General features: G+C 53.3%; 10 protein-coding genes and 3 pseudogenes. 4 read left to right on the top strand and 9 right to left on the bottom strand.

Going from position 1 to position 12078, the window contains the following annotated elements; genetic code table 11:
* Positions 1-125: 125 nt before the first annotated feature.
* Entirely contained in the window at positions 126-515 is a 390-nt protein-coding gene (locus GYMC52_RS08155) for a gamma-glutamylcyclotransferase family protein (protein ID WP_013145385.1), read from the bottom strand.
* Positions 516-773: 258 nt separating this feature from the next.
* Positions 774-1337 carry a thioredoxin family protein gene (locus GYMC52_RS08150; RefSeq protein ID WP_013145386.1) on the bottom strand — a complete coding sequence of 188 codons (564 nt, stop codon included), beginning with the start codon at positions 1335-1337 and terminating at the stop codon, positions 774-776.
* A gap of 138 nt (positions 1338-1475) precedes the next feature.
* Between GYMC52_RS08150 and GYMC52_RS08145 the strand changes: the two genes are divergently transcribed.
* The 3 genes from GYMC52_RS08145 to GYMC52_RS08135 all read left to right on the top strand — a co-directional run bounded on the left by GYMC52_RS08145 (position 1476) and on the right by GYMC52_RS08135 (position 4381).
* Entirely contained in the window at positions 1476-2462 is a 987-nt protein-coding gene (locus tag GYMC52_RS08145) for a hypothetical protein (protein WP_013523715.1), read from the top strand.
* A 261-nt stretch (positions 2463-2723) separates the two neighbouring features.
* A complete protein-coding gene (locus GYMC52_RS08140; protein ID WP_013523714.1) occupies positions 2724-3728 on the top strand; it encodes an LLM class flavin-dependent oxidoreductase in 1005 nt (334 codons plus the stop codon).
* 5 nt (positions 3729-3733) lie between these two features.
* Positions 3734-4381 (top strand): MOSC domain-containing protein, encoded by a 648-nt coding sequence (locus GYMC52_RS08135; RefSeq protein WP_013523713.1) that lies wholly within the window; start codon positions 3734-3736, stop codon positions 4379-4381.
* A 506-nt stretch (positions 4382-4887) separates the two neighbouring features.
* Here the strand turns inward: GYMC52_RS08135 and GYMC52_RS08130 are convergent.
* Both GYMC52_RS08130 and GYMC52_RS20410 read right to left on the bottom strand, forming a co-directional pair.
* Positions 4888-5473: pseudogene (locus tag GYMC52_RS08130) on the bottom strand (IS110 family transposase); the annotation flags it as partial.
* 160 nt (positions 5474-5633) lie between these two features.
* A pseudogene (locus tag GYMC52_RS20410) lies at positions 5634-5827 on the bottom strand (IS110 family transposase); the annotation flags it as partial.
* Between the two features lie 364 nt (positions 5828-6191).
* Here GYMC52_RS20410 and GYMC52_RS08125 point away from each other — a divergent pair.
* Positions 6192-6791: a hypothetical protein gene (locus tag GYMC52_RS08125; protein ID WP_013523712.1), complete on the top strand. Its 600-nt coding sequence runs from the start codon at positions 6192-6194 to the stop codon at positions 6789-6791.
* A gap of 64 nt (positions 6792-6855) precedes the next feature.
* On the opposite strand, the pseudogene GYMC52_RS19270 reads toward GYMC52_RS08125, so the two are convergent.
* The 5 genes and pseudogenes from GYMC52_RS19270 to GYMC52_RS08105 all read right to left on the bottom strand — a co-directional run.
* A pseudogene (locus GYMC52_RS19270) lies at positions 6856-7167 on the bottom strand (IS982 family transposase); the annotation flags it as partial.
* Positions 7168-7171: 4 nt separating this feature from the next.
* On the bottom strand, positions 7172-8974 hold the full coding sequence (locus tag GYMC52_RS08120; RefSeq protein WP_013523711.1) for an ABC transporter ATP-binding protein: 1803 nt from the start codon (positions 8972-8974) through the stop codon (positions 7172-7174).
* Positions 8958-10694: an ABC transporter ATP-binding protein gene (locus GYMC52_RS08115; protein WP_013523710.1), complete on the bottom strand. Its 1737-nt coding sequence runs from the start codon at positions 10692-10694 to the stop codon at positions 8958-8960. Before GYMC52_RS08115 ends, GYMC52_RS08120 begins: the two co-directional genes overlap by 17 nt.
* Positions 10695-11127: 433 nt before the next feature.
* Positions 11128-11553, bottom strand: coding sequence for an STAS domain-containing protein (locus GYMC52_RS08110; protein WP_013523709.1), 426 nt, complete (start codon positions 11551-11553; stop codon positions 11128-11130).
* A gap of 97 nt (positions 11554-11650) precedes the next feature.
* Positions 11651-12076 carry an ATP-binding protein gene (locus tag GYMC52_RS08105; protein WP_013523708.1) on the bottom strand — a complete coding sequence of 142 codons (426 nt, stop codon included), beginning with the start codon at positions 12074-12076 and terminating at the stop codon, positions 11651-11653.
* Positions 12077-12078 lie beyond the last annotated feature (2 nt).

The raw sequence follows: 12078 nt of genomic DNA, 5'->3' as shown, positions 1-12078 counted from the left end.
TTTTCTGTATTTTTATAATGAATTTTTTTTGCAAACGGTTTCAAATGAGACGAATATTTATACAAAAAAAGCCAGCCGAGGAGACAATCGTCTCCTCGGCCGACTTTTTCTATCCGCTATTGATGTTACGTTTTCTCCTCACGCCGACGCCACGAGCCGGACGAAATGATCGGCAGGCCGGCGGCTTTTTCCGGCAAGTAAACGTAGACGTACCCTTCGATCGGCTGGTGGGCGTCGCGGACCCATATCCGCTCATATTCGTTATCGTCCCGTCCTTCGGCGTAGTCTTCAAGCTCATCCATCGCTTTGAGCCCTTCCTCCGTCACCGTCAACCATTCCCCTTCCACTTCCCCTTCTTCTCCGAGCACAAGCGCAGGGTACGGGCCGACGCTGTACAAACGGCCGTTCACCTTCCCTGGGCATACGGCGCGAACATAAGGAGCTGCAACACAATGGTTGTCCTCGCCGGTCAGCAACGTTCCATACACAAACACTCGATATCGTCTTTTTGCCATCTCACTTTTCTCCTTTTGTTTACATAACATATATTATGAAAACTTGAAGAAGAAAACAAAAACAATGGAAGCCCTGCCTCTCATCCATCCTTGCCGCTCCGTGGCGGCGCCAGTGTGAATTTGTCAAGCGGACAGCGGACAACGAAAAAGCCGCGCCAGCTCCATGAGCGGCAACGGCACGGCTTGCGATGATCCCGCAGCAAACGAATGACGCTTTCTTCATCATATCCGTTCGACAACGAGAAGTCAAGCAACAGTTTACGCGGATGGCTTCCATTTAATGCTGCAGCCGATGCTCGGCTTTTGCTTTTCCGGCACCGGACGGCCCTCCAACAAAGCATCCAGCGCAGCGCGGATCGATTCCCCGGTCACCGGAATGCCGTTGTTCGGCCGCGAATCATCAAGCTGGCCGCGGTAAACGCATTTCAGCTCACGGTCGAAAATATAAAAATCCGGGGTGCAGGCGGCGTCGTACGCCTTCGCCACTTCTTGCGTTTCGTCATACAAGTATGGGAACGGGTAGCCAAGCTCTTTAGCCACTTTTTTCATGTTTTCGGGCGAATCTTCCGGATATTGTTCAGCATCGTTGGAGTTGATGGCGACAAACGACACCCCTTTGGGCATATAATCGTTTGCTAGGCGAACAAGCTCGTGCTGTACATGCTTGACAAACGGGCAATGATTGCAAATGAACATAATGACAGTCGCTACGTCCGATTTCACATCCTCAAGACGAACGACGTTGCCATCGATGACATTCGTGAGGGCAAACGGGGGCGCTTGTTTGCCAAGCGGAAACATATTCGATTCGACAGCTGGCATACCTAACACCCTTTCTTCCATTTTTTCTCTTTCTATTATACCAAAAGAGAGCGGAACGCCACAAATAAACCGCCCAAACCGACCGAGCGGCAGCGGCATATGATGCCACATAGACGAACGGAAAGGAGGCTTTTCCCATTGATTTACATGAACAAACAGATGACCCCGCGCGTGTACGGTGCAACTCCGCCTCCCTCCTCGCATTCGGTGTTTTATTACCGACGCGCAAAAACGGAACAAATGATTGAAGAGCAAACCCAGCTGCTTGAACAATTGACCGAGGCGTTCCTTCGCCTCAAGCTGGCGGTGGAGGAAGGACGAAAGCAGCAAGCCGATGATCGTGAGAAAATCGCCGATGCCTTGACTCGGCTTGAGCGTTCGCTTGCCGCCGGGCAAACGGAACAAGCCGAGCATAGCGGGCGTCTCGTCAAGGCGCTGGACGGCCTCAAGGGGATGGTGGCGGCAAGCCAAACCGAGCAAACGGAACGGTATCGCGAACTAACTGAAACCGTTTCGCGCTTCATGGATGCCTCGAATGCCGGGCAAAACCTGCAGGCGGAGCAAAGCAAGCAATGGGCGGCAGCGTTCGACCGGCTCGAGCAATGGCTCGCTGCCGGACAACGAGAACAAGCGGAGCTCGCCGAAACGCTGGCCCGCCTTGAACGATCGATCAACGCTCACGAGCAGATGGAGCACGAACAGCGGCGCGCATGGGAGGAGCAGTTTACAAAAGAAGAAACAGCGCGCCAAGCGGTCATCGAAGCGTTGATGGTGCAAAGTGAAGCGATGCACCGGCTTGAGCGGCAAGCAGCCGAACGCGAACAACGAGTGGAAGGAATGTCCGTCCGCCTCGAAGGGCAAGAAAAGCTGCATCAAAAAGTTTTGGAACAATTGGAACTGCAACATATCTTCCATCAGACGGTCATCGAGCGTCTTGAAGCGCAAGAGGCGGCGCAATACAAAGTGACCCGCCAGCTCGATAGCTTAAAAGAAGCGCTGTATGAACGATGCTCCTTTATCGTTGACAGCGTCAAACAACTGTTTTCCTCGTTCTTTTCCGGGCGGGGGCGCAGCCAAAAAATCGACCGCCAAGCCGCTGAACCAAAAAACCCGATCCGCTTGTAGAATGTCATCCTCTTTCGGCGTCTGCCGCCATCCGCCGGCTGAAACGGCGGACTGTTTTTTTTGGCTGGCTGCCGTCGGATGGCAAAAGCAAATCAATGGACAACAAGAAACGAAACATCCCATAATAAGAACTAACCATTTTTATCATCTCGCGCCGAGAAGACCCCCACTTCTACGCGTTAGCGTAGGTGGGAGAGCGTTCAACCGCAAGGAAAAGAAAGCCTTGATACATCAACATTTCGAGAGGGAGGAGAAATGATCATGCCGCTAAAGCTCAGCGTTCTTGATCAATCGCCCATCGCCGAAGGCATGACCGCGGAAGAAGCGCTTGAAAACACGGTCCGGCTCGCCCAGTTTGTCGAAGAGCTCGGCTACAAGCGTTTTTGGGTGTCCGAACATCACGATGCGAACAGCCTCGCCGGCTCGTCTCCAGAAGTGCTGCTTGGACACATCGGGGCGAAAACGTCGCGCATTCGCATCGGCTCAGGCGGAGTGATGCTGCCGCACTACAGCGCCTATAAAGTGGCAGAAAATTTCCGCGTGTTGGCGGGTCTAGCCCCCGGCCGCGTCGATCTCGGCATCGGCCGCGCGCCTGGCGGCATGCCGCGGGCGACGATGGCGCTCCAAGACGGCCGGCCGCGTTCAGCGGACCGCTATCGGGAGCAAATCGATGACTTGCTTGGGTATTTGCACGATGCGCTTCCGCCCGTCCACCCGCTTTATGGCGTCAAGGCGACTCCGATTGTGCAATCGCCTCCGGACGTTTGGCTGCTCGGATCCAGTTCGGAAACAGCGAAGCTGGCGGCGGAAAAAGGATTGCCGTACGCCTTCGCGCAATTTATTAACGGCGAAGGCGGCCAAGAGTACATGCAACTGTATCGCGACCGGTTTACCCCATCGCCGCATTTGGACGAGCCGCGTACACTCGTGGCTGTATTTGCGATTTGCGCCGAAACGGATGAAAAAGCGGAATGGATCGCGGGAAGCCTTGACTTGACGCTCCTCATGATCGAACAAGGGATGGCCGTCAACGGCACGCCGAGTCCGGAAAAAGCAGCCGCATACCCATACAGCCCGTATGAACGCAAACGGATCGCGGACAATCGGAAGCGGATGATCGTCGGCAGTCCGGCGCGCGTCAAAGACGAGCTGTATCGGCTGAGCGAAAAGTATGAAACAGAGGAAATCATGCTCGTGACGATTACATACGACTTCGAGGATAAACTCGCGAGTTTCCGGCTCATCGCCGACGCTGTATGGGGGTGAACGCGATGCAGATTCTCTCCATTAATGTCGGGAAGCCGAAAACGCTCCACATCGGCGGCCAGCGGATCACAACCGGCATTGACAAAACGCCGGTCGCTCATCCCGTTGCGGTCGGCAAACAAAACTTGGCTGGAGATGGACAAGCCGACCTCGTCCATCACGGAGGAGAAGATAAAGCGATTTGCGCCTATCCGTCCGAGCATTTCGTCTATTGGGAAGAGCGATACGGCCGCCCATTTACGGCGGGGGCGTTTGGAGAAAACTGGACGCTTCTCGGTTTGACGGAAGACGATGTGTGTCTTGGCGACATTTATGCCGCCGGCACGGCGCTCGTACAAGTGTCACAGCCGCGCCAGCCATGCTCCAAATTGGCGTTCAAACATCAGCTGCCCGATTTGCCGAAAGCCGTCTGCCAGACAGGAAAAAGCGGGTTTTACTTTCGCGTTCTCAAAGAGGGCGTCGTCGCTCCAGGCGCCCCGCTCGTTCTCGTCGAGCGGGGCGCGGGGGCTCTATCCATCGCGTATATCAATCACATTTACTATCATGAGCGGGACAATGCCGCCGCTATAAAGCAAATCGCCAGCCATCCGGCCTTATCCGCAAGCTGGCGCGAAGCGTTCCAAAAGCGCCTCACCGCTCGGCCCCGACCGTAAAGCACAAAGCGACGGTCCCGTCTGTTTGGAGTGGCCGATGGACGAACGGGCAAGGCTTTGGCGCCGAAAGCAACCATCAAAAAGGCGCCCTTTTGCTTGGACGTCGTTCCGCATCGTAAAACAGGCGCTCGCGGAGGCCGATTCGCCTCACATCCCGTGGAGCGCCCCCTTTACCTTGGCCGAGCGAAATGGCGCCACGTATCTTGGAACATCCTATTCCATAGCCTTATAGTAAAATGTTCTTATTCAGGAAAACATCAATAACCTTCTTAATTTTCTTTAGTGTAATACTTTATAAAACTTACTAATGAAATCAAAACTATTGCAATGATATTAGCCGTAACAGTAATCTGTTCCTTCTCAACAAACACGTTAAACAACCAAACAAGAAAGAAAATGACTAACAAAATATCTTTATATTTTTGTTTAATTGTTTTTTTCATCGCACTCTTCCTTTCCTGAGCACTCGAGTTCGCATGAAGGAGATCACGCCAGCTTCTCCGGTTCAACTCCGCATCCAGCGACCCTATTTCGGCCTCCAATTGGCGGTATCGGCGGACGAGCGCGGCGATCTCAAATCGGGCCATCGTCGCCCCTTCCGTCACCCCCAATGGAGTCCTTTGCGGCGTCGATCAACGCCTGAATCTTGGCTTTCTGCGGGCTTTTCAACCCTTCGCTTTGCCGGTGCACCTCGATGAGCTCCTCGGCGGATCGGCCTGCCATATCGGCCGGAAGCGGCGTCCACTCCAGCACTGAAAGCGCCATTTTTCCCAAGTTGCGAAACACCGTCCAAAACTCCGGAAAATACCGGTCGGTCCAGCGGACGATCGCGTTTTTCACCGCCGTCTGTTCCTTGCGGAGCTTCTCTTTGAGCGTGCTCCCGACGCGCAAATCGGCTTCGATCTCGTGCAGCAGCCGGGGGACGAGGAATCGTCCGTCTTTCGCCAGTCTGGCGATGACCAGGGCGTCTTTGGCGTCATGTTTCGTGGGCGGGTTGTCATCGAGTTCTTTCGACCGGCACACATGCGCCGGGTTGACCATCACCAACGGGATCTCGTGCTCCTCGAGGAAGCCGGCTAGGTTCAACTCATATTTCGCAACCTTTGCATAATATACAAAAAACAACCCGGATATGCGCATAAAAATAATTTTTTATACAAAAAATTGTAAAATAATTAATTTTTATTCGGTCAAACTTGGCTTATTTCGAATTTTTATTCAGGGTGCGAAATGTGAGGTTCAACCAGTCGCGCCCGGTCGGTTCCACCGCGACGATCACCTGCGGCTTCCCGAACGCTTGCATCGCCTCCTGAATCGCTTCATACAGCTGGCGAAAGCCCTCTTTCGACTGGAAGGTCGGGAACGACTTGCGAAGCACGCGCCCCGATCATCCACGAAGCAGGCGTAGTGGGTTCGTTTGGCGATATCGATGACCACGACCAACATGTGTTCCGTGACTTGATTGATTTTCTGAGATTGATTTTCTGATTTTGTGTACAATTCATTTGAAGTCCTCCTTGGTTATGGTGATTGATGATGTACACCCCTGCATCATACCAAGAGGGCTTTTTTGATCAAATCTCATAAGGAAAAATCAGTAAATCATTTTTTTCATACACGGCGTCTCAAGAAAATCCCTTGTTTGTCAAGTACATGTTGTGGTGATGAACCTATTAAGTTATTACCACAATTATTATATCAATTTAGCAAAATTTTTGAAGGTATTAACTAAAAATATTGAAAAAATATACAAATTATGATATTTCATGTATATAATAACTTTCTAACCGAATCAAGAAGGGGAGTTCCAATGAGCAAAACAAAAAGTTATTTATCGTTCCTCTTATCCTTTGTATTAGTTTTATCCACTTTGGGTGGTGCAGGAATTGCTCAAGCGCAAGCAGAAGAAAATTATGTAGGAGATTGGATTGAAGAAGAATTGCCTGGATTAGATGATTACCAACAAACACTATCCATCATTGAACAAATTCCTGAATCAGTTGTTTTAGAAGGAACGGATGCCATTATTAACTGGTATAAAGGAAATATTGATGACCCCGCTGTCTTGTCAGCAATAGAATATCAATACAACCAAACAAACCAAGGAGAATTCCGTATACAGGGCGTCATTGGATGTATTTCTGCTGTAGGAGTTGCGCTTGTCTCGTTAGCTTGGGCACCATCCAAAATTCTAAAAGTTAAGTCAGCATTAAAAGCTCTTGGAGGAACAGCAAAATTTGTCTCTACCGCTATCAATTACTATCAAAATTACAGAAAACTAAAATATTCTCGGACTGTTGCTTGGGAACGTGCAGTGAATGCCGCCGCTTCTAATGTTGCTCCAGATTTAAAAGATGCTTTATTGAGTTTCTTTGGAATTGCTTCCATTGTTTCTGCTTGCACTGAATAGTTCACTGAAAAAGAGGCTGTCTCAAAAGGTCGCTAACCAACCTTTTGAATCCAGCCTCTTCTTTGGCATAGGCATGATGTTGGCCGCATTTGGCTCACGACAGCGGATCCATTTGATGGCGAAGTCAAGCACCCGGCAACGGCGGTTGTACTAGGAACGTTCGAGAAACGAGCCGTTTGTGAACAAATTTCCCGTGACAAAACAATGCCATGTCCGTTCGGATGGAAAACCGATCCACTTTCCTAAAAGATGAATCGCGATGACCACGGCGGCGGTTGCGGCGTTGCAGGCACATCTGAATCGATGAAAGTTGGGCAGAAACCAAACCCGTAGTGAACCGAAAAAATGTTCTCCACAAAGTCTTGACTGACTCCATACAGTTATGCCTGTTGCACACCGCACAACCAATAGCGTTGATACAATTGGAAATAAAATCCTTTTACGGCCAACAGCTCTTCATGCGTCCCTTGCTCGATCACTTTGCCTTCGTTGAGCACAAGGATGCGGTCGGCATGTTGAATCGTGTTCAACCGATGGGCGATGACCAAGCACGTCCGGCCGTTCATGAGCCGCGCGAGCGCTTCTTGAATGCGCACTTCGGTCACCGTATCGATGTTGCTCGTCGCTTCGTCCAAAATCAAAATGGCCGGGTCGGCGATCATCGCCCGAGCGATGGCCAACAGCTGCCGCTGCCCTTGGCTGATTCCGCCGCCTCCTGGGGCCAAAACGGTGTCATAGCCGTCCGGCAGCTTCATAATAAAGGAGTGGGCGTTCGCCTGGCGCGCCGCTTCCTCGACTTCTTCATCGGTCGCCTCAAGCCGGCCGTAACGAATGTTGTCGCGGATCGTTCCGGCGAACAAAAACGGATCTTGAAGCACAAACGCCATATGCCGGCGCAAACTCGCCCGCTTGATCGTCCGGCTGTCGCGCCCGTCGATCAAAATCACTCCTCGATCTGGATCGTAAAAGCGGGTCAACAGCTGCAATACGGTCGTTTTGCCGGCTCCAGTCGGGCCGACAAGCGCGACCGTCTCCCCTGGGGCGATGGAAAAGGTGACGCCGTCGAGCGCCGGGCGCTGTTTGTCGTAAGAAAAGACGACTTGACGAAACTCAATGCGTCCATCAAGCCGGTCCAAGGCCACCGCTTCCCGCTCGTCTTCCTCTTCTTTCGGCAAATCCAAAATTTCCAACACCCGTTCAGCGCCAGCCAACGCCGACAGCAACGTGTTCCATTGGTTGGCCAAATCGTTGAGCGGGCGGGTAAACTGGCGAGCATACTCCACAAATACGACGATCGTGCCGACCGAAATCGCTCCTTTGGCCGCCAGCCATCCGCCGACGCCGGCGATGAGGGCGAAGCTTACGTTGTTTAAAAAGTTCATCAGCTTCGGAATAAAGCCGGAATACGTCTGCGCCCAAAACCCGGCTTGTTTCAGCTCGGCGTTTTTGCGCGCCAATTCAGACTCCATCCGCTCTTCTTGGGAAAACAGCTTCACGACTTTCTGTCCGGAAATGACCTCTTCGATAAAGCCGTTCATCTCACCGAGCGCCCGTTGCTGCTCACGGAAACGCACCCGCGTCCGGTTTGTGATCCAGCGCATGCCCACATACATCAGCGGCACGACAACAAGCGTTACGATCGTCAACACAACGCTCTGTGAAAGCATGACCACGATAGCGCCCATCAAAGTCAACGTGCTCGAGACGACCTGGACAACAGTACTGTTAAATGTCTGGCTCATGTTGTCGATGTCATTGGTAATCCGGCTCATCAGCTCCCCTTGTTGGCGGCGGTCAAAAAACGAAATCGGCAGCTCATGAAAATGGCGAAACAGCCGCTCGCGAATCCCGCACACCGTCCGCTGGCCGACATCGATCATCCAATAGTTTTGCAAAAACGTTGCCGCGCCAAGGGCGATATAAATAATAAAAAGCAAAACGAGCGTCGCCATAAACCCATCCGTCTTCTGCTCCACAATGTACCCATCGACCGTCCGGCCGATGACGTACGGGCCGGCGAGCGCCAGCGCCGAGCTGGCCATCACCATGGCCATGGCCGCAAACAGCTTTCGCTTTTGCGGAACGATGAACACCCAAAGCCGCCGCAAAGTGCCGACGCTGTTTTTTGCCCGTTGCGGACTTGCTCCCAAACGCGCTCCGTGAGGACTATGCCGTAGTGACATCGATGGATCCCTTCTTTCCTTCCTGCGTCGCGACGATGCGTCGATACAGTTCGCTTGCCGCCAGCAGTTGTTCATGGCTTCCTTGCGCGATCAGGCGGCCGTCTTCCAAAAGGAAAATCGTGTCGGCCGCCATCGCCGCGCTCACCTTTTGCGTCACTATCACCGTCGTGCACGCATACCGCCGCAACGCTGCGAGCAGCTTTGCTTCCGTCTCTGCATCGAGCGCGCTTGTGCTGTCATCCAAAAGCAAAATGCGCGGTTGCCCAACCAAGGCGCGGGCGATCGACAGCCGCTGCTTTTGCCCGCCTGATAAATTGACGCCCTTTTGACCGATCAGTGCGTCGTATCCATCCGGAAACCGAGTGATTGTTTCATGAATTTGCGCATCACGAGCCGCCTGCACAATCTCTTCCATCGTCGCGGTCATCTTGCCGAAGCGGAGGTTGTCGGCGACCGTGCCGGAAAATAACAGCACTTCCTGCGGAACAAAACGAACATAGGCGCGCAACTGCTCCGCGGAAAACTCGCGCACATCGATGCCATCGATCAACACCCGCCCGGCGCTTGGCTCATACAATCCCGGGATGAGCTGAAGAAGCGTCGATTTACCCGAGCCGGTCGCTCCTAAAATCGCCACCGTTTCTTGCGGACGGATGACAAACGAAATGTCAGAGAGCGCATCGTGCCTGCTGTCCGGATAGCGGAATGAAACATGCTCAAAGCGAATTTCCCCGTGCCGGACGATCGGTCCATCGGCTCTGTGCTCCCCGCTTCGCTCTTCCGGCACCTCAAGCAGTTCAGCGAGGCGGGCGGCCGAGGCGCGCGCCCGCGAGAACGCCATCGTAATAAACGTAAACATCGACAGCGCCGCCGTCGCCCGCGTGGCGTAATTGATGACCGCCACGACCTGCCCGGCGCTCGCCGTTCCCGCCTCGACATGAAGCCGGCCGAAAAACAGCAGAGCGAGAATGGCCGTGTTCATCAAAACCAACAACGCCGGGGTGATCGTCTCGATGAGGCGCAGCACGCTCATCGTCCGATCCATGAGCGCATCATTCGCCTCGGCAAACCGCTCCTCTTCATATTCTTTTCTCATCCACGCTTTAATGAGGCGCATGCCGGCCAAGTTTTCACGCATCACGCCATTCACTCGATCGAGCGCCCGCTGGACGGCGGAAAACGAGGCGGCGGCCTTTTGCACCACCCATAATAAAAAGGCGGCGGAAAGCGGAACCGCGACCGCTAAAACCAACGCCAGACGAGCATGGACGACAAACGCCATCACGACGCCGAAGACGACGAGAAGCGGCGCGCGCAAGGCGATGCGCAAACTCATAAACAACATGTTTTGCACTTGGGTCACGTCGTTCGTCATCCGGGTGATGAGCGAGGCCGGCGACAACTGCTCGATGCGCGCAAGCGAAAACGATTGGATTTTGGCAAACAGCGCCGTCCGCAGCGCAAATCCGTACTCCTGACCGACGTAGGCAGCGGCAAATGAGTTGGCGATGCCTGAAGCAAACGCCAACAGCGACGCCCCGAGCATCACTGCTCCCCACGTGAAAATGGCCGCAACATCCTGTTTCATGACACCATCGTCGATGATTTTCCCCATCAACAGCGGCTGCCAAAGCTCGATGATGAGCTCGGTCAACATAAACAACCAAGCTAACGCCATCCACTTCCCATATGGCCGCAAATAGATAAGCACCCGCCCCATGTCTGCGCCACTCTCCTCTCCATTCCGATCGCGGGGCCCAGCCGCCGTTCATCGTTGTGTATAATTTTATTCTAAACCCGAAATATTTATTTGACAATGAGAATGCATTTGCAGAAGCGGAGATGCTCCCGGCCAAGAGGAACAAAACCCCCGAACGAATGTGTCATCGCTCGGGGGCCATCGGCGGCAATAGGGGAACAACGGGTCTGTTCAGTCGTTTCGATCGAGATGCCCGACTGGCGGGTGACTGAACAACACCGCTTCCAGACCCATGCATGGGTCTGGGAAGCAGGGGGTTATTCCGTCTTCCGTCACACCTTGGCGCGACGAAGGCAAGCCTGTGGCTTGCCTTCAGCAGTCGGAAAAATAGACGACACGCTTTTGGGCCAGCGAAATGTGAAATCTTCCAGTTGATTCGGCATGAGAGCCATGTCTATGACGAACGCTGACGCCATGCCGAATAAAGCGCCTCCTGGCTAATATGGTCGAAAGAGCTTGGCGGTGCAAGGGACAACAGCTGTTGTTCATCTCCAACGATCGGCAACAGCCGGTCGAGCTTGGCCATCAGCAAAATCTTTTCTATAGCGGCGTTATCCCGGACGACGATGGCCATGGCGCGGCTTTCGCTGACGATTTGCTTAAAAAAGCGGACAAGGAGCGCCAATCCAGTACTGTCCAAAAATCGAAGGCCGCTCACGTCGACAACGACAAGGCGGCGCTTGACAGCAGCCACCGCCGTCGCCAGCTTTTGTTCCGCCGCGAGCTGCGTATCATAGGCAAGCCGTCCGGTTAGCTTGATGCATTCGTATGCGCGTTCTACAACCATTTCCAATTCAAACGACAAACGTTGCTGTTTCATGGTATCCCCCTATCGTTGACCAGCCATGCCCTGCCCTCGGCCACCACCCGCATTCGTTCCGATCACATGGATGGATGCGTCCTTGCACCAAAGCCAGTTATGTTGCATTCCGACTCATTTTCATGACAAGCATCCGACGGCCGCCCTTTTGCTCAACCCACATAACGTCATCCATAATTTCTCGGATGAGCAAGAGCCCCCGTCCTGATTCGGCGAGCAATACATCAGAGAGCGTCATTTGATCAAGCTGCTCGATCACGTCCGCCGGAACGCCGCCGCCCTCATCCTCAACCGCCACGGCCACGTCAGCGCTTGTGACAAAAAAGGAGAGCGAAATCGTCCCCGCCTCCATCCCCGCCCGTTGAACAGCTTTAACGGCATTGACGACCGCTTCATGCACCGCCAACACAAACAATTCCGCATCACGGACAGCAAACAACGAAGCAGCCTGTTCCGCAAGGAGATGGCAAACCAAAACCGCTTCCTCGTCCGCCCGGCAGCGCACGATCCATTCACACACCACAA

It is taken from the genome of Geobacillus sp. Y412MC52 (assembly GCF_000174795.2).
Classification (GTDB): Bacteria; Bacillota; Bacilli; order Bacillales; family Anoxybacillaceae; genus Geobacillus; species Geobacillus thermoleovorans.
The sequence above is the reverse complement of the archived record's forward strand: the minus strand, read 5'-3'. Positions and strand labels throughout refer to the sequence as shown.